This window comes from Lutibacter sp. (genome assembly GCF_033723435.1).
GTDB lineage: Bacteria > Bacteroidota > Bacteroidia > Flavobacteriales > Flavobacteriaceae > Lutibacter.
This window is the reverse complement of sequence record NZ_JAWVXC010000006.1, coordinates 121,821-142,718: the sequence shown is the minus strand read 5'-3', so window position 1 is coordinate 142,718 and position 20,898 is coordinate 121,821. Positions and strand designations below refer to the sequence as shown.

Here is a 20,898-nt window from a genome sequence, read left to right as displayed (position 1 = left end):
GTTTACCTATTGTCAAAAAAAATACCAAACTTTTTAAAATGACATTATGACAGTGATTAATATGATTTCAATTTTGAAATAAGCTATTTAAAGATTTTTAGTACTTTTAAAAACTAATGCCTTATTTATGGAAAATGAAGATTCTATTTTAATTGAAGGATATAAACATATACGTTATAAACAGTTTTCATTAACCGAAAATGAAATGTTGTCTAGAAGTGAAAATTATTTTAAATTGTTAAATAATAGGAGATCTGTTAGAAATTTTTCAAATAAAAAAATACCTAAAGAAATTATTAATAATATTATAAAGACAGCTTCAACAGCTCCTTCAGGAGCAAATAAGCAGCCATATACTTTTTGTGTAGTTGAAAATCAGGAATTAAAGAAAAAAATTAGAATTGCAGCGGAAGAAGAAGAAAAAAGAAGTTATAATGAACGAATGGGTGAAGAATGGCTAGAGGATTTAAAGCATTTAGGTACGGATGCTAATAAACCTTTTTTGGAAATAGCACCTTATTTAATCGTGGTTTTTAAACGTCCATTTGAATACGATAAAAATGGTGATAAACATCAAAATTATTATGTGAATGAATCAGTTGGATTAGCTTGTGGCATGTTGATTTCTGCCATTCATAATACAGGTTTAGTAACATTAACTCATACACCAAGTCCAATGCGTTTTCTAGAAAAAATACTAAATAGACCTAATAATGAGCGAGCTTTTTTATTATTACCTGTTGGCTATGCAGCTGAAAAAACATATGTTCCAGATATTAAAAGAAAACCGTTGACTAAAACTTTGGAATGGTATTAAACTAACTTCTTGTTGAAATGTAGATTTCGTTTATTACTTTTAAGATATTTGGGAAGATGCTATATTTTGAATTCTGAGAATTTGTTAATTTTAATATAAAAGTTATCAACCAAATTTAAGAATTAATAATTTATTATAGTAAAAATAGTACTTTTGAACAAGTTAGATATTAATAGATAAAAAATAAAATATGTACAATTCAAAAATAACTGGACTTGGATACTATGTTCCTGATAACGTTGTTACTAATGATGATTTATCCAAAATGATGGATACTAATGATGCATGGATTCAGGAAAGAACAGGTATTAAAGAAAGGAGATGGATAAAAGAAGGAAGTGAAGACACTTCTGCGGTTATGGGCGCAAAAGCTTCTAGAATTGCTATTGAAAGAGCTGGATTAACGAGTGATGATATTGATTTTGTAATTTTTGCAACACTTAGTCCAGATTATTACTTTCCTGGCTGTGGTGTTCAAATTCAAGAAATGCTAGGTTTAAAAACTGTTGGTGCATTAGATGTTAGAAATCAATGTTCTGGATTTGTTTATGCATTATCTGTTGCAGATAAATTTGTAAAAACAGGAGATTATAAAAACGTGTTAGTGGTTGGTTCTGAATACCATTCAGGAGGTTTAGATAAAACAACTAGAGGAAGAGGTGTTTCTGTAATTTTTGGTGATGGAGCAGGAGCAGCAATAGTTTCTAGAACGGAAGATAATACTAAAGGAATTTTATCTACTCATTTACATTCTGAAGGAAAATACGCAGAAGAACTTACCGTTTTAGCTCCTAGCATTAAGCATTGGGTTCCACAAATTATGGCTGAAAATGATGAAAATGACGAATCATATTTCCCATATATGAATGGAACATTTGTATTTAAACATGCAGTTGTTCGATTTATTGAAGTTATTAATGAAGGGTTACAAGCTAATAATTTAACTGCTGAAGACATTAATATGTTTATTCCACATCAAGCAAATCTTAGAATTTCACAATTTGTTCAAAAGAAACTAAGATTGTCAGATAATGAGGTATTTAATAATATTATGAAATATGGTAACACAACAGCAGCATCTATTGCAATTGCTTTAACAGAAGCTTGGGAACAAGGTAAAATTAAAGATAATGATATTGTAGTTTTATCAGCTTTTGGTAGTGGCTTTACTTGGGGAAGTGTTATTATTCGCTGGTAATTAAAATTTATTTTTTTAAAAAGTTAAAAGCCTCTAAAATGCAAATTTAGAGGCTTTTTTTAAAAAGTTTATTGTTTAATTAATTCAAATAATTACAATATTCTTTTTAGTATTTTTATGCTATGTTTCTTTTTTATTTATAACGGCAAAAATATACTAATAAGATATTTAACTTGTTAAATAATAGTTAATTAAAAGTGATTTTAATATTTTGTAATTACATGAAACCACCACCTCCTTGGACTTCATTGTTATCTCTTGATTTACGTTTTTTAGCTTTGTTTTTTCCTCCTCCAAATCGGTACATAAAGCCAACATAAGCAGTTCTACTTTCCCAATTAAATTGTCCAGATTGAGGATAAGGATTTTCAGAATCGAATTTAAATTTCATTCCTTTAAAAATATCATTTACTCTAAAGCTTATAGTGCCTTTTCCTTTAAGTACATTTAAGCTTGCACCAGTATTTATCATCCACATTGGATATACTTTAAATTGAATAGATTGCCCGCCGCCTCTATACATTGTAAATAATTGAAAACGAAGGTTTTTACTAGCGGTAAAGCTATTACTTAATCTAAAGTTTAATGAATTATTAGTTACTTCAATCTGTTCTCCGTTAGCTACACCGCTCTCTTTTTGAGTATATAAATCAAAACTGGCGTTTGTTCTCCACCATTTTGCAATTTTATAATTTGAGGATAATTCAAATCCATATCTGTCATTGCTTTCGGTATTGTTATAAGATAACTCAACTTTGTTTTCATCTAAAGGATCTATATTTAATATTCTACTAATGTTATCATTTACTCTTCTATAAAAAGTTCCAATAGTAAAGGAGCCTTTATTGTGTTTTTTTGTATAGTTAAACTCATAAGAATTAGTAAACTGAGGTTTTAAATTTGGGTTTCCAATTGAAGTAATTAATGGAGTACTCCATTCTCTAATTGGATTTACTTGTCCAATTGAAGGACGATCAACTCTTCGGCTGTAACTTAATTGAAATTGATTTTTTTCACTTGGGTTATAGGTAATAAATGCAGAAGGATATACTGAAAATATTTTATCAGAATATTTTAAAGTTTCAGCTCCTTTTACAAAAGTTCCATCTACTTCATACTGTTCAAAGCGAGCACCTAGTTGCATAGATATTTTATTAATTTTATGGTTATAGTTTATATAAGCTGAATAAATATCTCTGTTATAATTAAATGAAGTAAAATCTTTAAGTTTTGTTTTATACCATCCGTTGCCATCATCAATTAACTCTCCGTTGGTGTCATATATGAATTCATGTTGAGTTGTTACATTACTTTTATTTGTTTCATTATACCTAGCTTCAAGTCCAAGTTCTAGTTTAGAATTTTCGGATAATGGATTTGTATAATCAATGTTATAGAGTCTTAAGCCTCTTTCATTAATAATTTTATCATTATAATTTGTAGTTAAATCATTTGGATGAACTAACTCATTATAATTAGCAGTTTCAGGACTTTCAGAGTCTGAAAAGTTTGCTTCAAATTCTAAATTATGCCCTTTTTTATTAAAATCAATTTTATAATTAAAATTATAGGCATGTGAATTTGACTCTCCATCAACTATCATTTTGCTATCGCTATCTAGAACATTGTCAAAAGTTGCTTTAGTATCACCTTTAAACAAGCTATTTGTCATATTTTGTGTAGTATAAAATGAAAAAGTGTTTTTATCATTTAAATAAACATCGGCGCCAACTTTTAGAAGTTGCGAAGTTCTATTATCTAAAAAGAAAAAATCTTGAATTGAATTATTATCCAATCTGGTTATTCTTCCATCATTTTCACTTTTTCCATCATTTAAACCGTAATTGGCAAAGAAATTTACTTTTCCAGTTCTTAAATTCATATCTAAAGAACCATTATAACGTTCGTTTTTACCAACTGTAAGTCCTGTATTTATAGAGCCATTAAAGCCTAAATTAGCATTTTTATGTAAAACAATATTTATAATTCCACTCATTCCTTCTGGATTATATTTTGCGGAAGGATTGGTAATTAATTCAACACTTTTAATAGATGTTGACGGAATTTGTTTTAATAGTTGAGCCGCACTAATATTTGTTGGTTTACCATCTACTAATACACGAACATTTTCATTACCACGCAAGCTAATAGCCCCAGTTTGGCTATCTACAGAAACAGATTGTACATTGTTTAATAACTCGGAAGCAGTTGTGCCAGCCGATGTTAAATCTTTACCTACATTTATAACTTTTCTATCCACTTTTTGTGTAACAGTTGAGGTTTCTGCAACTACTTCAACTTCATTAAGAGATGTTGCTTCTTCTTTTAAAATTATAGTTCCTAAATCAATTTTTGGGTGGTTACTAACAATGTTAATTTTTTGAGTTTCAGTTTTATATCCAATAAATTGAACTTCAATAATATAATTCCCTTCAGGTATTTGTTTTATATTAAAAAGACCTTTGTCATCAGTTATACCACCAGTAATGGTTTTATTATTAAGATCTTTCACAATTATAGTAACATATGGTATTGCGTTGTTAGAAGTATTATCTATAACTTTTCCATAAACAGCACCTAGTTTTGGAATATTGTTGGTGGGTAGCTGTGCAAAAATGGTAAAAGATAAAAATAAGCTACACAATAAAATTAGATTTTTCATAAAGATATTTGAGTTTTTATTTCGGTAATATTGATTTTAATTTGTTAAAAATTTAGTTTGATGCATCGCAAACTATTTAATTTAGTTTTAATAGAAGACTAAAATTTTGGGTAGATGTTACTGTGTTTAACAAATCTTTAACTTATTTAACAAATTATCCAAATAGAATAAAGGAGGGTTTTTACGTATAACTATTGTAAATACGTAGTATAAAATTTATTTTAAGAAATGTTTATAGAGGTGTAATAGAGAATATTAAGCAAAATTAAAGTTCCATAATTTTGATTTTAGAAGCATTTAATTGTTTGAATATTTCTTTAAAGTAAATATATAGAGTAAAATTTAAATGCGGGAACTATCTAAAATCCTTTTATGGAACTTTATAAAGTTTGGTTTGTGCTATTTATTTCATAGTATTTATTCCTTTTTAATTAGCAATAATCCTCCGATAAAGAATTAAATTAATTACTTAAATAAGTATTTTAAATTTCAGCTTAAAAATAATTGGAGTAATTGAATTACACAATACTCATTATGAGTATTATTCTAATTTTAAATTAGTTATAACAATTTTAAGTTTTTAATCTTTTATCCTTAATTACTACACATTAGATTTTTTGTAACTATTCCTTTACCACTTTTAATATACCATTTTTTTAAACCGTATTGTTTCCCTTTAAATGTTTTATAATGGGTTCCTTTCCATACACCATTCTTAGTTTCTGCGTAATAGTAAATAATAGCATTTTTAGTATCCGCTAAATATGCTTTTTTACCAGAACTTAAATTATACCATCCTTTAGATACCCATATTCCATTATCTTTTTTGAGCCTAATAAATAGTGAAACTATATTGCGACATTTGTTTTTAAAGTGGATTTTATAGTGAGTTTCTTTTTGAGCATAATCATTACTTTCATTTTTAGTTAATACTCCATTAACCCAAATTTCTTTATCAACTATTGTATTATTTTTAATTATGTATTTAATAGTTTTAATTAGTTTATTGTTTTTGTAATGTTTTTCTCCAGTAATATATTTTCCATCATCTAAATAAGTAATACCATCCTTAATGGTTCTAATTTTAATACCGTTTTTATAAACGTTAATTGCCTCTGGAGTTTCATTTCTGTTATATTCAATCCAGTTACCGTCTTTTTTGCCATTTACATAAGGTCCTTTACGATATAATTTATGTTTTTTGGAATAGTAATTAGTTCCATAATGTTTCCAAGTACCATTTTTTTTGCCATTTTTATAAGTTCCTTCATCTTCAATTTTACCATAACTATCGTAGATTTTCCAATACCCAGATTTTTCGTCATTTGTATAATATCCTTCTTTATTTAGCTGATTTTTAGAATAACTATAAACTTTCCAGCTACCTTCTTTTTTTCCGTTTTTATAATTTTCTATACTTTTTACTAATCCATTTTCTTTATATTTAATCCATTTTCCTTCACTTTCGCCATTTATAATTGAGCCAGATAAATAGAGTTTCCCATTTTCGTAGTAGCTTTTAAATTCACCATTTAGTTTTCCATTTTCAAAATTACTAACGTTTTTTAAATTGCCATTTTCAAAATAAGATTTTTGAATTCCTTGTTTTTCCCCATTAAAGAAAATAAACTTTTCTTTTAAATTGCCGTTATAGTAGTATTTATTTTTATACCAAGTTCCTTTTTCTTCTCCATTGGTATATGTACCTTTTTTTAATAATTTTCCATCATCATTATATTTAATAAAATCACCTACGAGCTTGCCTTCATTTGCAGAACCAATTAATTGAATATTACCATTTTCTAAATATTTAATAAATTTTCCATGTTCTAAACCATTTTTGAAATTGCCAATTGCTAGTAATTTTCCATTTTTATAATAAGCTTTCCATTTTCCATTTTTTTCTCCATTTACATATTTTCCAATTTCTTCAATTTGACCGTTATTATAATAGGATATCCATTCGCCATTTTCTATTCCGTTAGAATATTTTTCTTTAATTTCTAATTTACCATTTTCATCGTAATATTTCCATTCACCATCTTTTTTACCATTAATATAATTGCCAATTTCTTTAATGTTTCCATTTTTATAATAACTTTTGTGTTCTCCATTTTGTGCAATTGAAAATTGTAAAAAACATGTAAATAGAATTAAAAGGGTAATTTTTTTCATAATAGTAGTAAATTTGTGAGCAGCAATTTAGATATGCAATTTATGCTGCACAATACTCAATATGAGTATTTTTATAGAAAATAACTATATAGGTTCTAGGTTGTTTTTAAAATAGTTTTTAAGCTCGCTAGTGGAATTTAAATGGAATTTTTTTAAAATATTTCTTCTATGTGTGTCTACTGTATGTTTGCTAATATGAAGTTTTTCAGAAATTTCATTGCTAGTTTTATTAAGCAATAGAAGGCGAACTATATCACGTTCACGATTACTGATGCTGCTCAATAATTTATTATTGGTTAAATTATTAAAAAATAGTGTTTCGTATTCGTTTTGATTGTTCAAAAATTTAGCTGAGGCACAAATATCCATATGAATTCCTTGATGTAAAACAGTATAATGAGCTAGCCCAATAATTGGTTTATGATTTTCATCAAATTGGATAGGAGTAGTGTTTTGAATTATATTAACATATTCGCCAGAAGCGTTCTTAAACCTATAATTCCAAGTATAACTCATTCGTTCTCTTTTTTCATCATCTAGCTCTTTCATGGTAAAATTCATAAGCGATTTAAGGCTTTGTACCCATAAAGCAATATCATCTTTATGAAATCTTGACCAAAAAAAGTCCATGCCGCCTTTTAGTAAGTCTTCTTTTTTTAAACCAGTACAGGAAGTAAAGTTTTTACTTACATATTCAAAATTTTGATAAACCGTATTGGTAATGCAAAAAAAAGTAGTGTTATAAGGATAATAAAAATCAAGCTCAATTATTTTTTTTATATGTTCCTCAAGTTCAATTTTAGGATAGGTTTCAAATATTTCTTTATAAATGTTTTTAATTGAAAAAGAATCCAAATTTTATGTTTTTTTAGTTACTATTTATGCTAATATAGTAATAAATAAACAATTAGATTTTAAGGATATTTACTTATAAACCCTAAATAATACAAAAAATATTGATGTTGTTATTAGTTTGCTTTTTTGCAAATCATTAAAAATAAAGGATATTTTTGAATTTTATTATTCACCTCTTTTTCAATTTCAAAATATATGTTATAGTATTCAACTATAAATCCATTAGCTTTTAAAAGATTACTTAATTCTTCTTTATCAAAGCCATTATGTCCATCAAAATCAGGATGATTAGCATGAAATGAGCCATCTTCTTTAACTAAATCGGCAATACATAAATATCCGTGTGTGTTTAATAAGGAATTAAAGATGTTTAAAATTTTTGGAATATCTAAAATATGATGTAAAGTCATCATAGTATAAATAACATCAAAGTTGTTTTTTGCTAATTTTTCATCTAATAGATTAATTAATAAAGGGTTGAAATTCGTAATGTTTTCGTTCTTTATTTTTTGTTGCAAAACATCTATCATTCCTTTTGATGTATCCGTAAGGGTAATAGTGTTAAAATAATCTTTTAGTTGGTAACTTAATAAACCAGTTCCACAGCCAAATTCTAGAGCCGAACTATTTTTAACAGGCTTTATAAAATTTTTAATTTCTGCAGCAACTTTTTTAGCTCTTAAAACTTTATTTGGGTCGTTATCCCATTCTTTAGCTTGTTTATCAAAATGTTCCATAAATTGTTTATTTTATTTCAAATACTTTTCCTTCTTCTGCCAAAACAGTATTTTTAAATACGTTTTTTGCTTCCGTTAAAAAATCATTTTTATTTTTATATCTACTACTAAAATGACCAATTATAAGGTTTTTTACTTGTGCCATTTTAGCAATTTCTGCTGCTTGTTGTGCGGTGGAATGTTTGGTTGTTTTTGCTAATGCTTCTTTATCGTTTAAAAATGTTGATTCATGATATAAAGTATCTACTTCATTAATAATAGTAGCAATTTCCGGAAGATATTCTGTATCGCTACAAAAAGCATAGCTTAAAGGTTTGTTGGGATTTAAAGTAACCTTTTGGTTTTTCAGAGTTGTGCCATCTTCTAATTTAAAATCTTTACCGATTTTTAAATTTTGGTAATCACAAATTTTAATATCAGGATAGTTTGCAATTGCTTCCATGTTTAATTTACGTTCTCCTAATTTTTCTTTAAATAAAAAACCATTAGTATAAACCCTATGACTTAATGGAATAGTTTGAACAGTTACTTTATCATCTTCAAAAATAATTTCACTTTTTTCAGAATTTAATTCATGAAAGTAAAGTGGATATTGTGTCCAAGATTTAGATAACTTTAATTGAAGTGTGATAATTTCTTTTAATCCTTTTGGACAATAAATGTGTAATTCTGTTTCACGATTTAATAATCTAAAAGTTGAAATTAAACCTATTAAACCATAAAAATGATCGCCGTGTAAGTGCGATATAAAAATATGTTTTATTTTGTTGAATTTTATGCTATATTTTCTAAGTTGGACCTGAGTTCCTTCTCCACAGTCTACTAAAAAAGTATGATTTTTTATAGATACAATTTGTGATGTAGGATGCGCATTTTCTCTTGGAGTAGCAGAGTGACAACCTAGAATTGTGAGTGTAATACTCATCGCATAATTAGCCTTTTTGAAACAACTTCGGTGTTAGTTTGTAAGCTGTAAATGTACATTCCTCTAACAAAATTGTTCCTATTAAATTTAAAAGAATTATATCCTTTTTTTGCAGTAAAATTTTTTCTGAAAATAGTTTTTCCAAGTAAATTTTTTAGAGAAAATTGAATAGTTTGTGAGTTTGAACACGTAAAACTAATTTTTGTACTTTCAGAAAAAGGATTTGGATATGCGTTGATATTAGAAATAGAGGTAACTACTTCATTTTTTAATGTAGCATCCTTTTCTTTTTTTTGCGCAAAAGAAGCTGTAATAATCATAAAAAAAAGTAGTAAAAGTAATTTTTTCATCAATAATCTATTCTGTTTTAAAATCCTAAATCTCTTGAAATATTATCCATTTCAATAATATCTATTGCTTCCGTTAATGTTGGAACAATGTCTAATTCGTCTAATAAATCTTCTTCAAAAGCATTATTAAAAATAATCACAAAACTTGTGCCATTTTGTTTATGTTGCTTATTTAAAGGTAAAAATACATTTAAATTTAAAAAATCTGTGTTAAATTTTTCTGAAATATCTAAAATTAAATTATTCTCTTTAATTAATTTTTCTTCTTTAATTAATTTTTCAACAAACTCAGTAATTGAACCACCGTTTGGTTTTATAAGGAGGTAGTTATCAGTTTTAGTAATTTTCATTAACAATTATTGTTTTATTTGTTGTGCCAATAAATAAATTACTGCCATTCTAACTGCAACACCATTTTCAACCTGATTTAGTATAATAGATTGATCGGCATCAGCAACATCACTTGTAATTTCAACTCCTCTGTTTATTGGCCCAGGGTGCATTATAACTATTTTTTTGTCTAACGAATTTAATAAGGCTTTATCAATTCCAAATAGCTGAGCGTATTCTCTTGTAGACGGAAAATAATTAATAGCCATACGTTCATTTTGAACTCTTAAAACATTTGCAACATCACACCAATTTAAAGCTTTTTTTAGGTTTGTTTCTACAATTACACCAAGGCTTTCTATGTATTTTGGTATTAATGTTTTTGGACCACAAACCATAATTTCTGCACCTTGTAATTTTAAAGCATAAATATTGGATAATGCTACGCGAGAATGTAAAATATCACCTATTATCACTATTTTCTTCCCTTTAACATCGCCTAGTTTTTCTCTAATTGAATAAGAATCTAACAATGCTTGTGTAGGATGTTCATGAGTTCCGTCTCCTGCATTTACAATTTTTGCATTTACATGTTTAGATAAAAAATCGCTTGCGCCAACACTTGAATGTCTCATTACAATAATATCTACTTTCATAGATAGAATATTATTGGCAGTATCAATTAAAGTTTCCCCTTTTTTTACAGAAGATTGACTTGCTGAAAAATTAATTACGTCTGCAGATAATCTTTTTTCGGCTAATTCAAAAGATAGTTTGGTACGAGTACTATTTTCAAAAAATAAATTAGCTATGGTAATATCGCGTAATGAAGGTACTTTTTTTATTGGACGGTTAATAACTTCTTTAAAATGATCAGCCGTTTTAAAAATTAAATCGATATCCGATTTTTTTAGATGCTTAATTCCTAAAAGATGTTGTACACTTAACTGATTCATGTTTTTAATTATTTATAATATAAACCGCATCCTTTTCATCTTTTTCTTGCCAGTTTACGGTAACTTTTTCTTTGTTAATTACATCTACTTGTCTTCCTCTATAATCGGGTTGAATAGGTAAATGTCGGCTAAACCTTCTGTCAATTAAAACTAGTAATTCTATAGCTGATGGTCTTCCAAACGATTGTATTGCAGTTAATGCAGCTCTAATACTACGCCCTGAAAATAGCACATCATCAATTAATACAACATTTTTATTTTCTACTATAAAATTTATATTAGTGGTGTTTGCAGCTATAGGATCCTCTCTTCGTCTAAAATCATCTCTATAAAAAGTTATGTCTAATTGACCAACTTTTATATCAGATATACAATACTCATCTTTTAAAATTTGCACTAAACGGTTTACTAAAAAAATCCCTCTAGGTTGAATTCCTATTAATACGGTAGATTTAAAATCGTGGTGATTTTCAACTAATTGACAGGCTAATCTGTGTAAAATTATTTGAATTTCTTTTTCAGTAAGTAATAATTTTTTACTCATGGTAGTACCAAACATTGTTTGGAATACAAATATAGAGTATTTTGTTAATTAAATTGTTAAAAAAAATAAGGTATAATAATTTTATATAACATTAGTTCATGTACTTTTATTCTGTGAGTATCTAATAACTCTTACTATGTCTTTAACTCCAAGAGATGAAAATCTACCTTTATCGAAATTTGAATCTATGTTAAAAACAAATAGTGTTTATTTCTTTGATTCTGTTGAATTTGAGGAAATTATACATTATTATTTAGAGATGGGTAAAAATCCTTTAGCTAAAAAAGCTATAAAATTGGGATTAGAGCAACATCCAAATTCTATAAACTTAAAATTACTTCACGTTGAAGTTTTGGTTTTTGAAGGCGAATTAGAAAAAGCAACTACACTGCTAAATACTCTTAAAGCTCTTGAACCAAACAATGAAGAGGTTTATGTACAGCAAGCAAATATTTTATCTAAAAAAAATGAACATCAACAGGCTATAAATCTGTTAAAATTAGCATTAGCTATTACAGATGATGAAGCGGATATATACGCAATAATTGGAATGGAATATCTGTTTTTAGATAATTTTGAAGAAGCCAGACTTAATTTTGCCAAATGCTTAGAAGTTGATTATGAAGATTATTCCTCTTTATACAATGTTATTTATTGCTTTGATATGGAGAGCAAACATGAAGAAGCAATTTCTTTTTTGAATAAGTATATAGATAAAGATCCATATAGTGAAGTTGCTTGGCATCAGTTAGGAAGGCAGTACTATATTTTAGAAAAATATGAAGATGCTTTAAAAGCTTTTGATTACGCGGTTTTAATTGATGAATTTTTTGTTGGAGCCTTTTTAGAAAAAGCTAAAACTCTTGAAAAATTAGAAAATTTTGAAGCAGCAATAGAAAATTATGCTGCAACTTTAGAATTAGATGATCCTACATCTTTCGCTTTTTTAAGAATAGGAGAATGCTACAAAAACTTAGGAGAAAATACATTAGCAATTCAATTTTACAAAAAAGCAGTGCACGAAGATCCGTTATTGGATAAAGCCTGGATTGCAATTGCGAATACTTATCTGGAAAATAAAAAATATCAAAATGCTTTATACTATGTAAAAAAGGCAATTGAAATTGATGAGCAAAATACTTTGTATTGGAGAAAATATGCCGAAATAAATTTAAAGCTTTCTTTTTATGAAGAAACTATTAAAGCGTTTCAAGAATGTTTAAGATTAGAAGATAATGATTTAATAATTTGGGTTGGTCTTTGCGATACACAAAGTTTTATTGGAGATTATGAAGACGCATTAATTACCTTACATAAGGCAAGTGTTTTTTATGAAAGTTTTGCAGAAATTGAATATCGACTTTGTGGATTATATTTTAAATTTAAAAATAAAGAAAAAGGGAGAGTTCATTTACAAAAAGCGTTAGAAATAGATTTTGAATATCACACTATTTTAAAGGAATTATTTCCAGCCGTTTTTAAATTATCAGAAGTCCAAACAGTTATAAAAAACTTTAAATAAATTTCCCTATAATTATAGTACATTTGTCGGATAATTAAACTTGACAAATGCAACAAAGAAAATTAAAACATTACTTAATTATTACTCTAAAAGGAATAGCTATGGGCGCTGCAGACGTTGTTCCAGGAGTTTCAGGAGGAACAATAGCTTTTATTTCCGGAATTTATGAGGAATTACTAACATCTATTAGCTCAATAAATTTACATACGTTAAAGACTTTTAAAACAGAAGGGATAAAAGGAGTTTGGAAAGCAATAAATGGTAATTTTTTGGTGGCGCTTCTTTCTGGAATTTTTATTAGTGTTTTATCATTAGCCAAATTAATTTCTTGGTTATTAGAACATAAACCAGTAATGGTTTGGTCGTTCTTTTTTGGTTTAGTATTAGCAAGCATATTATATGTTGGAAAACAAATTACAAAATGGAGTCCGTTAGTAATATTTGCATTAATTACAGGAGCAGTTCTAGCATTTTATATAACGACATTGCAACCATTAATTACGGAAAACTCTTCGCCTTTATTTTTGTTTTTAGCTGGTGCTTTAGCTATTTGTGCAATGATTTTACCCGGTATTTCAGGAGCTTTTATACTTGTACTTTTAGGTGCGTATAAACCAGTTTTAGATGCTGTACATAATAGAGATGTAAAACTTTTAGGAATTGTAGCTGCTGGAGCAATTGTTGGATTACTTACTTTTTCTAATATTTTAAAATGGCTATTTGCACATTATAAAAATAGCACATTAGCTGTTTTAACAGGATTCATATTGGGGTCATTAAATAAAATTTGGCCATGGAAAAATGTGATAGAATCAAAAATGTTTGGCAATAAATTAATAGTAATAAAAGATGTTAGTGTTTTGCCAAATGCATATAAAGGAAATCCTGAATTAATTTGGGCAATACTTTTGGCTATAATTGGTTTTATTATTATAATTCTGTTAGAAAAAGCAGCAAATTATTCGACCAAGCAATAAAATCAATTATGGCTCGAAAAGAAAGAAGTTTACTAGATAAATTTTTCCTTTTTATTAAAGGATTAACTATGGGAGCAGCAAATAAAGTTCCCGGAGTTTCTGGTGGAACGGTTTCTTTTGTTTTAGGTTTTTACGAAGAACTTATTTATTCCTTTCGTAAAATTAACTATAAAGCATTATTATTATTAATTAATGGAAGATTTAAAAGTTTTTATAATTATGTAAATGCTACTTTTTTACTTTTAGTATTAGGTGGAAGTATGTTTAGTTATTTTAGTTTTTCTCTTGCGTTAGATTATTTATTAAAGTATTACGAGTTATATGTTTGGAGTACTTTTTTTGGTATGATTTTAGGATCCATATATTATATTTCAAAGGACTTTAACGATTGGAGATTGAGGAATATAATAGGAATAGTCTTTGGAGTAACAGCCGGTTTGTTAATTAGCTTTATGAGTCCAGCTACGGAAAATGATAACCTTTGGTTTGTGTTTTTTTGTGGTATAATTGGTGTGTCAGGAATGACATTGCCAGGTTTATCTGGCTCATTTATCTTAATTTTAATGGGAAATTACGTGTTATTATTGGTTGATTCCGTTAACGTATTACTTAAAACGCTAACACAAGTTATTACTGGAGATTTCAGTTTTTTAGATAATATTGAGCAAATAAAATACTTAAAAATTATAGCCACCTTTACAGCAGGATCTGCATTTGGTTTGGTTTTTATTTCTCATATTTTAGGCTATGTATTAAAACGTTGGCATCAACTGGTAATTGCTATTATTATTGGTTTTATTACAGGTTCTTTAGGAATGGTTTGGCCTTGGAAAAAAGCAATTTACAAAGTACTTAATGGTGAAATTATGTTAGATGCTAATGGAAATAAAATAATTAAAAACTTTGAAAGATTTTTACCTGATTTTTCAATGTCACAAACTTGGATAGCTATTTTCTATATTTTATTAGGAGCTGGGGCTATATTGTTAATAGATAAATATGGAACAGAACGAAAAGAGTATATTGATGAATAACAACCGCACTAAATTTGGATTAGTTGGAAAAAATATTTCCTATTCTTTTTCTAAAAAGTATTTTACAGAAAAGTTTGAAAAATTAAACTTAAAAAATTATAAATATGTAAATTTTGATATTCCTGAAATAGAGGAATTCCCATTTTTGTTATATCATAGAGAAGAGGAATTTAGAGGCTTAAACGTAACAATTCCATATAAGCAAAGCATAATTAAATACTTAGATGATTTAAGTGAAAATGCCAAAGCAATTGGAGCAGTAAATACTATAAAAATAACACACGATAACGAGTTAATTGGGTACAATACGGATATTTATGGATTTATAAATTCCATTAAACCTTTATTAAATATAGAATCTAAAAAAGCTTTAATTTTAGGGACAGGAGGAGCATCAAAAGCAATAGCTTTTAGTTTAAAAAAAATGGGAATTGATTTTAAATTCGTTTCACGAAGTAAAAGTGGAAATGTATTGTTGTATAATGAATTAGACGAAAAAATATTAGAGAATCATCAAATTATTATTAATTGTACTCCTGTCGGAACTTTTCCAAATATTAATGAAAAACCACAAATTCCATATTCATTTATCACTAAAAATCATATCGCTTTTGATTTAATATATAATCCAGAGGAGACCGCTTTTTTAAAGGCTGCTAAAAAGAAAGGTGCAAAAATTAAGAATGGATTAGAAATGCTTCAATTACAAGCAGAAAAATCGTGGGAAATATGGAATTCATAAATGATTTGCTTAAATTTACGCAACTTTTAAATAAAGTATTCATCTTATAAAAAATGTATTTTTTATAAAATAACTAACTTACTTAGTTTTGAATACATAAAAACGAACCTTAAACATTTTTATATGTTAGACGACAAAGAGAATATACCAAACGGAAATGAAATCGATTCAACTCCAAATCAAACAGAAGAAAAAATAGAAAAAAAAGAGGAAACTATTCCAGTTGCTGAAAAAAAGCCAGTAGTTGAAACCTCAAATAAAGCTATTGATGAAATAGAGGGTAAAGTGGCTGAAGAAGCGGAAACTGATAAGGTTGAAGCTGTTCAGATGAAGGAATATAAAGATTTTAGCCTTGAAGATTTGGTTGATGAATTAAGAAATTTAATTAAAGACAATCCAATACAATCTATTAATGATAATGTAAACAAAATTAAGAGTGTTTTTAATGTTAAATTTGGAGAAATTCTTAAAAAAGAGAAAGAAAAATTTATTAGTGAAGGAGGAGAAAGTATTGATTTTAAATTTGAATTTCCTTTAAAATCTACATACAATAGTATTCTTTATGATTATAAAGAAAAACGAAATGAGTTCTATAAAAATCAAGAAAATAAATTAAACGAAAATTTAGAGGCTAAGCTAAATTTAATAGAAGCTTTAAAGCAATTAATTGAAAATGCAGATGGAGCTACTATGTACAAAAAGTTTGAGGAAATTAGAGATTCATGGAGAAAAATTGGTCCTATTCCTAGAGCAAAATATAATGACACTTGGCGTACTTATCACCATCATACCGAACGTTTTTACGATTTACTTCATTTAAATAACGATTTAAGAGAGTTAGATTTTAAGCATAATTTAGAAGAAAAACTAAAATTAATTAAACGTGCTGAAGAATTAACAGAATTAGAAGACGTATCCGTAGCTTTTAAAGAATTACAAACTTTACATAAACTTTGGAAAGAAGAAGTTGGTCCAGTTGCAAGAGAAGAAAGAGAAGAAGTTTGGAATAGATTTAGTGAAGCTACAAACAAAATACACGAAAAACGTCATCAATTTTATAAAGAATTAAAATCGAAATTTGAAGAAAATATCGATAAAAAGTTAGCAGTTATTGCTGAAATTGAAGCTGTAGATACTTCAAAAAATTCTAACAGATCTGATTGGCAAAAAAGTATTAATGAAATTGAAAAACTAAGAAATAAATTTTTTAGTATTGGTCAAGTTCCAAGAGGAAAGAGTAATTTAATTTGGGAGAAATTTAAAACAGCAACCAAAAAATTCAATACAGAAAAAAATAACTATTTTAAAGAAGTTAAAAAGGAGCAGCTTGAAAATTTAAATAAGAAGAAGCAACTTGTTGAACAGGCTTTATCCATGAAAGAAAGTGAAGATTGGGATGTAGCGACAGATGTTTTTAAGAAAATTCAAGCAGATTGGAAAAATATTGGGCACGTTCCTAGAAAATATTCCGATAAACTTTGGAAAGAATTTAAAGATGCGTGTAATTTTTATTTTGACAGGTTACATAATAAACAAAATGAAGGTAATAAAGAGCAATTAGAAGTCTTTAATAAGAAGAAAGAAATGTATGCTCAATTAAAATCGGAAGTGGATAAAGAATCTGAATTTACCATGGATGATATAACAAAATATGTAGATGAGTGGAGAGCTTTAGGTAGAGTTCCATTTGAAATGAAACATATTGAAGTTAAATTTAATAAGCTGTTAGATAAAATTGTTGAATCTTCTGATAAATTAGATAAAACTGAAATTGAAATGATTAAGTTTAAAAACTTAATTAATAGTTATTTAGAGCAAAATAATTATAGAAAATTAGATTCTGAACAGTTGTTTATTAGAAAAAAGATAGATGAAACTGTTAGAGAAATTCAACAACTTGAAAATAATTTAGGATTTATTTCTAATGTTACGGAAGATAATCCTTTAGTTAAAAATGTAAGAAAAGATATAAATAATTATAAGTCTAATTTAGAAATTTGGAATTCTAAATTGGATTATTTAAAGAAATTAGAATACTAAAAAAAGCAGCCAATTGGCTGCTTTTTTTATATAATTTAGATGTTTATTTATTCAGATTTAAGTTGAGTTGTTGCCTCAATCTTAACTTCACTCCACGTTTTTGGAATACCATCTTTACCAGAATGTAATTCTTTACAAGCAATGTCTAGTGCACTTAATGCAGCTTGTGCTTGCCAGTTATTTAAATCTAAAGTTCCCTCAACAGTAACTAATTTATCTTTAATGGCGTAAGTTATAGGGAGTTCTTTTGTAACACCATTCATAGTTAACATTAAAGAACCAGTATTGTCTCCTTTTAAGTCAAATGATCCTGTAATATTTTTAGTGTCTATCATTTTACCAAAAAAGAATTTTTTTAATTTTCCATCTCTAATAGTATCTTTTGTAAAAATACTTGCAACAGGAATACTAAATTTGACAGAGTTTAAAGCTTCAATTGGTGTAGCTGCTTTTTCTTGATTTAATGTAATTTCTTTAAATTCTCCTTTAACAGGAACTTTATCTGTAGTTTTATAAGCAGTCCAATTAATAGTGGTTGCTTTAGAATCAATAGTATAACTTTTTGTTGCTTTTTTTGCTTCTACTTTTTTTGTCTTTTTACAAGAACTTAGTGTTAACGTTACTAAAACGAATAATACTAATACGTTTGTTGTTTTCATGATAATTTAGTTATTATAGTTTATTTTAAATGTTTATTTACAAGATTTATATATTCTTGTTTTGCTTCTTTTTCTGATAAATGGCTAAGTTGAATCCATGCATTTAATTTAAATGCGTTACGTAATTCTACATCTCCAGATGGTTTTTCATAATTGTTACCTTTGGTAGCTTGTTTGTAATATGCGTAAAGATGTAGCATAATATCAGGAGGTAACTTTATATTTGTGTTTGAAGCAATGTAGTAGGCTTCGTCAAAGGATTTATCCAATTCATTTAATTCTTTCCTCATTTGTACAAAAGTATAAAATTATTGATATGCAATTATTTGTTCTCCACCTTTAACCTTATCATTTAAGAGAACTTTAACTTTAGTGTTTAGAGGTAAAAATACATCTACACGTGATCCAAACTTAATAAAACCAGCATCTTCTCCTTGCGTTACTTCTAAACCAACATTTGCATAATTTACTATTCTTCTTGCCATAGCTCCTGCAATTTGGCGGTACATTATTTCACCAAAATCTGGAGTATTAACAACAATAGTTGTTCGTTCATTTTCTTCGGAAGATTTTGGATGCCAAGCTACTAAGTATTTTCCAGGATGGTATTTACTATATACAACTTTTCCGCTAATTGGATAGCGAGTAACGTGTACATTTAATGGTGACATAAATATGGAAATCTGTAATCTTTTATCATTAAAATATTCTTTCTCAAATACTTCTTCAATAACTACCACTTTACCATCTACTGGCGCAATAATTTGCTTATTATTAATTATAGTTTTTCTTTTCGGATTTCTGAAAAATTGTAAAATAGCAACATAGAAAAGTAGTAAGGTAAATGCAAGTATTTTGTTTACCCAAAAATCCTCAATAAATTTATCTATTAGTATAATGCCAATACCAACAATAAAGGTTGCTGTTAAAATTATTTTATATCCTTCTTTATGAAACATATTGCTTATTGTACAAGTTGTAAATAAATAAATATAAATGGTGCTGCAAAAATAACACTATCAAATCTATCTAAAAAACCTCCGTGCCCAGGAATTAAATTACTACTATCTTTTACTCCTGCTTGACGCTTAAACATAGATTCTATTAAATCTCCTAATACGCCAAAGGTACTAACTATTCCTGCAATTACAAGCCATTCAATCTGAGAAAGTGTTGTAAACTGCGAGGTTAACAGTATACTTACAATAAAAGTAAAAATCATTCCTCCAATAAAGCCTTCAATGGTTTTATTTGGCGAAATACGCTTTAGTAATTTATGTTTCCCAAAATTAGAACCAATTAAAAATGCAAAAGTATCATTTGTCCAAATTAGTATGAAAACCCCTAATATAGTTGTATTTACATAATTAAAAGAGGAGTTTAAAAATGGAATCTGCACCATTAATGAAAAAGGAACTACTATATAAATTATGGATAAAAATATTTTACCTAAATGGCTAATCACTTCCTCTTTTTTTGCAAATAAAATAGAAGCAAAGGAAATAAAAATAGTTAAAAACAAAGCTACACCTACATACTCAAAAATGGTTCTTGATGGTACATCTTCTACATTTAATATATTACTAAAAATAAAAAGTAATGTTCCAATAATATAAGGGAAAACACTTTTTAATTTTATCATTCTCACAAATTCAAATAAGCATAAAATCATTAAAATATAGAATAATATGATAAATGAAATTTTGTTGAATAAGATGGAAAAAATTAGAACACTAACAAATATTAATCCAGATAATGCTCGGCTAGATAGTTTTTTCATGTACTATAAATCTTCAAACAATAACAAATATAAATTTTTTGCATTAGTGTTGCCGTAATTTAAAAAGTCATCATTTGTTAAATGGATATTATAATTTTTTATGGCGCTTATGTTACTTGGAATATTTCCTTGATACCTCATTTTTATACCTGTTAGGCTTTCTCCTTTTGTTTTAACTAGCTGACTAGTAGTTGCATACACGATAAAATTATCAGACAACTCTGAAATTTTCCTTTCTTTTAGTTGATTTGATGATAATAAAATACTACCGTTTTCAGCAATTAAATGCTCACAACTAATAAAAACAGGCTTATTTATATCAAAATTATCAATAACTTTTATAGGAATAGTTTTTAATAATTTTTGTAAATCTATGTCATCACAAATTAAAGTATCCCAAGAATTTTCATTTATAATATTTCCTAAGTTTTCAACAACATCTTGTATAGAAGTACAGTACAAAAACTTACCATTATTTTTAATGAAATTATGAACAAAATATTGATCTAACGGTTTTTGCTCAATCTTTAAATCTGGCTCAATTTCCTCTTTACTTTTCGATGAACTAAAAAACTTTTTGAATATACTCATTATT

21 protein-coding genes are annotated in these 20,898 nt (G+C 27.2%); 7 read left to right on the top strand and 14 right to left on the bottom strand.

From position 1 onward, the window contains the following. Positions 1 to 127: 127 nt before the first annotated feature. Together R3342_RS10280 and R3342_RS10275 are read left to right on the top strand one after the other, a co-directional pair. A complete protein-coding gene (locus R3342_RS10280; protein ID WP_318939946.1) occupies positions 128 to 817 on the top strand; it encodes a nitroreductase family protein in 690 nt (229 codons plus the stop codon). Positions 818 to 1,007: 190 nt separating this feature from the next. After that, positions 1,008 to 2,015 carry a beta-ketoacyl-ACP synthase III gene (locus R3342_RS10275; protein WP_318939945.1) on the top strand — a complete coding sequence of 336 codons (1,008 nt, stop codon included), beginning with the start codon at positions 1,008 to 1,010 and terminating at the stop codon, positions 2,013 to 2,015. A gap of 217 nt (positions 2,016 to 2,232) precedes the next feature. On the opposite strand, the gene R3342_RS10270 is transcribed toward R3342_RS10275, so the two are convergent. The 9 genes from R3342_RS10270 to pyrR all read right to left on the bottom strand — a co-directional run bounded on the left by R3342_RS10270 (position 2,233) and on the right by pyrR (position 11,549). Continuing rightward, positions 2,233 to 4,677 carry a TonB-dependent receptor domain-containing protein gene (locus R3342_RS10270; protein ID WP_318939944.1) on the bottom strand — a complete coding sequence of 815 codons (2,445 nt, stop codon included), beginning with the start codon at positions 4,675 to 4,677 and terminating at the stop codon, positions 2,233 to 2,235. A 594-nt stretch (positions 4,678 to 5,271) separates the two neighbouring features. Continuing rightward, positions 5,272 to 6,852 carry a DUF1036 domain-containing protein gene (locus R3342_RS10265; protein WP_318939943.1) on the bottom strand — a complete coding sequence of 527 codons (1,581 nt, stop codon included), beginning with the start codon at positions 6,850 to 6,852 and terminating at the stop codon, positions 5,272 to 5,274. Between the two features lie 84 nt (positions 6,853 to 6,936). After that, entirely contained in the window at positions 6,937 to 7,707 is a 771-nt protein-coding gene (locus R3342_RS10260; protein ID WP_318939942.1) for a LuxR C-terminal-related transcriptional regulator, read from the bottom strand. Between the two features lie 113 nt (positions 7,708 to 7,820). Then, complete coding sequence (locus tag R3342_RS10255; RefSeq protein ID WP_318939941.1) at positions 7,821 to 8,444, bottom strand: class I SAM-dependent methyltransferase; 624 nt, start codon at positions 8,442 to 8,444, stop codon at positions 7,821 to 7,823. 7 nt (positions 8,445 to 8,451) lie between these two features. Continuing rightward, positions 8,452 to 9,369, bottom strand: a complete 918-nt coding sequence (locus tag R3342_RS10250; RefSeq protein ID WP_318939940.1) for a ribonuclease Z — start codon at positions 9,367 to 9,369, stop codon at positions 8,452 to 8,454. Beyond that, positions 9,366 to 9,719 (bottom strand): T9SS type A sorting domain-containing protein, encoded by a 354-nt coding sequence (locus R3342_RS10245; RefSeq protein WP_318939939.1) that lies wholly within the window; start codon positions 9,717 to 9,719, stop codon positions 9,366 to 9,368. The genes R3342_RS10250 and R3342_RS10245 overlap by 4 nt, the downstream gene beginning before the upstream one ends. Positions 9,720 to 9,736: 17 nt before the next feature. After that, entirely contained in the window at positions 9,737 to 10,069 is a 333-nt protein-coding gene (locus R3342_RS10240; RefSeq protein WP_318939938.1) for a ribonuclease Z, read from the bottom strand. A 6-nt stretch (positions 10,070 to 10,075) separates the two neighbouring features. Next, positions 10,076 to 11,005, bottom strand: coding sequence for an aspartate carbamoyltransferase catalytic subunit (locus R3342_RS10235; protein ID WP_318939937.1), 930 nt, complete (start codon positions 11,003 to 11,005; stop codon positions 10,076 to 10,078). A 4-nt stretch (positions 11,006 to 11,009) separates the two neighbouring features. Beyond that, positions 11,010 to 11,549, bottom strand: a complete 540-nt coding sequence (pyrR, locus tag R3342_RS10230) for a bifunctional pyr operon transcriptional regulator/uracil phosphoribosyltransferase PyrR (protein ID WP_318940095.1) — start codon at positions 11,547 to 11,549, stop codon at positions 11,010 to 11,012. 136 nt (positions 11,550 to 11,685) lie between these two features. Between pyrR and R3342_RS10225 the strand changes: the two genes are divergently transcribed. From R3342_RS10225 to R3342_RS10205, 5 genes are all read left to right on the top strand, one after another. After that, the gene (locus tag R3342_RS10225; RefSeq protein WP_318939936.1) at positions 11,686 to 13,071 is read left to right on the top strand and encodes a tetratricopeptide repeat protein; all 1,386 of its coding nucleotides are present in this window, start codon (positions 11,686 to 11,688) and stop codon (positions 13,069 to 13,071) included. Between the two features lie 47 nt (positions 13,072 to 13,118). Beyond that, a complete protein-coding gene (locus R3342_RS10220; RefSeq protein ID WP_318939935.1) occupies positions 13,119 to 14,048 on the top strand; it encodes a DUF368 domain-containing protein in 930 nt (309 codons plus the stop codon). Positions 14,049 to 14,056: 8 nt separating this feature from the next. Beyond that, complete coding sequence (locus tag R3342_RS10215) at positions 14,057 to 15,082, top strand: DUF368 domain-containing protein (protein ID WP_318939934.1); 1,026 nt, start codon at positions 14,057 to 14,059, stop codon at positions 15,080 to 15,082. Next, on the top strand, positions 15,075 to 15,824 hold the full coding sequence (gene aroE, locus R3342_RS10210) for a shikimate dehydrogenase (RefSeq protein ID WP_318939933.1): 750 nt from the start codon (positions 15,075 to 15,077) through the stop codon (positions 15,822 to 15,824). Before R3342_RS10215 ends, aroE begins: the two co-directional genes overlap by 8 nt. Before the next feature lie 123 nt (positions 15,825 to 15,947). Further along, complete coding sequence (locus R3342_RS10205) at positions 15,948 to 17,864, top strand: DUF349 domain-containing protein (protein WP_318939932.1); 1,917 nt, start codon at positions 15,948 to 15,950, stop codon at positions 17,862 to 17,864. A gap of 47 nt (positions 17,865 to 17,911) precedes the next feature. Here the strand turns inward: R3342_RS10205 and R3342_RS10200 are convergent, their stop codons facing one another. From R3342_RS10200 to R3342_RS10180, 5 genes are read right to left on the bottom strand one after another with little or no spacing between them, the layout of a single operon-like run. Beyond that, on the bottom strand, positions 17,912 to 18,523 hold the full coding sequence (locus R3342_RS10200) for a YceI family protein (RefSeq protein ID WP_318939931.1): 612 nt from the start codon (positions 18,521 to 18,523) through the stop codon (positions 17,912 to 17,914). Between the two features lie 20 nt (positions 18,524 to 18,543). Continuing rightward, positions 18,544 to 18,813, bottom strand: coding sequence for an acyl-CoA-binding protein (locus R3342_RS10195; RefSeq protein WP_318939930.1), 270 nt, complete (start codon positions 18,811 to 18,813; stop codon positions 18,544 to 18,546). Positions 18,814 to 18,831: 18 nt separating this feature from the next. Further along, positions 18,832 to 19,482, bottom strand: a complete 651-nt coding sequence (locus tag R3342_RS10190) for a phosphatidylserine decarboxylase family protein (protein WP_318939929.1) — start codon at positions 19,480 to 19,482, stop codon at positions 18,832 to 18,834. A gap of 5 nt (positions 19,483 to 19,487) precedes the next feature. Further along, complete coding sequence (locus tag R3342_RS10185; RefSeq protein ID WP_318939928.1) at positions 19,488 to 20,303, bottom strand: phosphatidate cytidylyltransferase; 816 nt, start codon at positions 20,301 to 20,303, stop codon at positions 19,488 to 19,490. Between the two features lie 3 nt (positions 20,304 to 20,306). Next, a complete protein-coding gene (locus tag R3342_RS10180; protein ID WP_318939927.1) occupies positions 20,307 to 20,894 on the bottom strand; it encodes an LUD domain-containing protein in 588 nt (195 codons plus the stop codon). Positions 20,895 to 20,898: the final 4 nt, after the last annotated feature.

Coding starts and splice junctions, on each gene's coding strand:
- R3342_RS10280 (WP_318939946.1), top strand. CDS start 128: ATGGAAAATGAAGATTCTATTTTAATTGAAGGATATAAACATATACGT.
- R3342_RS10275 (WP_318939945.1), top strand. CDS start 1,008: ATGTACAATTCAAAAATAACTGGACTTGGATACTATGTTCCTGATAAC.
- R3342_RS10270 (WP_318939944.1), bottom strand. CDS start 4,677: ATGAAAAATCTAATTTTATTGTGTAGCTTATTTTTATCTTTTACCATT.
- R3342_RS10265 (WP_318939943.1), bottom strand. CDS start 6,852: ATGAAAAAAATTACCCTTTTAATTCTATTTACATGTTTTTTACAATTT.
- R3342_RS10255 (WP_318939941.1), bottom strand. CDS start 8,444: ATGGAACATTTTGATAAACAAGCTAAAGAATGGGATAACGACCCAAAT.
- R3342_RS10250 (WP_318939940.1), bottom strand. CDS start 9,369: ATGAGTATTACACTCACAATTCTAGGTTGTCACTCTGCTACTCCAAGA.
- R3342_RS10245 (WP_318939939.1), bottom strand. CDS start 9,719: ATGAAAAAATTACTTTTACTACTTTTTTTTATGATTATTACAGCTTCT.
- R3342_RS10240 (WP_318939938.1), bottom strand. CDS start 10,069: ATGAAAATTACTAAAACTGATAACTACCTCCTTATAAAACCAAACGGT.
- R3342_RS10235 (WP_318939937.1), bottom strand. CDS start 11,005: ATGAATCAGTTAAGTGTACAACATCTTTTAGGAATTAAGCATCTAAAA.
- pyrR (WP_318940095.1), bottom strand. CDS start 11,549: ATGAGTAAAAAATTATTACTTACTGAAAAAGAAATTCAAATAATTTTA.
- R3342_RS10225 (WP_318939936.1), top strand. CDS start 11,686: ATGTCTTTAACTCCAAGAGATGAAAATCTACCTTTATCGAAATTTGAA.
- R3342_RS10220 (WP_318939935.1), top strand. CDS start 13,119: ATGCAACAAAGAAAATTAAAACATTACTTAATTATTACTCTAAAAGGA.
- R3342_RS10215 (WP_318939934.1), top strand. CDS start 14,057: ATGGCTCGAAAAGAAAGAAGTTTACTAGATAAATTTTTCCTTTTTATT.
- aroE (WP_318939933.1), top strand. CDS start 15,075: ATGAATAACAACCGCACTAAATTTGGATTAGTTGGAAAAAATATTTCC.
- R3342_RS10205 (WP_318939932.1), top strand. CDS start 15,948: ATGTTAGACGACAAAGAGAATATACCAAACGGAAATGAAATCGATTCA.
- R3342_RS10200 (WP_318939931.1), bottom strand. CDS start 18,523: ATGAAAACAACAAACGTATTAGTATTATTCGTTTTAGTAACGTTAACA.
- R3342_RS10195 (WP_318939930.1), bottom strand. CDS start 18,813: ATGAGGAAAGAATTAAATGAATTGGATAAATCCTTTGACGAAGCCTAC.
- R3342_RS10190 (WP_318939929.1), bottom strand. CDS start 19,482: ATGTTTCATAAAGAAGGATATAAAATAATTTTAACAGCAACCTTTATT.
- R3342_RS10185 (WP_318939928.1), bottom strand. CDS start 20,303: ATGAAAAAACTATCTAGCCGAGCATTATCTGGATTAATATTTGTTAGT.
- R3342_RS10180 (WP_318939927.1), bottom strand. CDS start 20,894: ATGAGTATATTCAAAAAGTTTTTTAGTTCATCGAAAAGTAAAGAGGAA.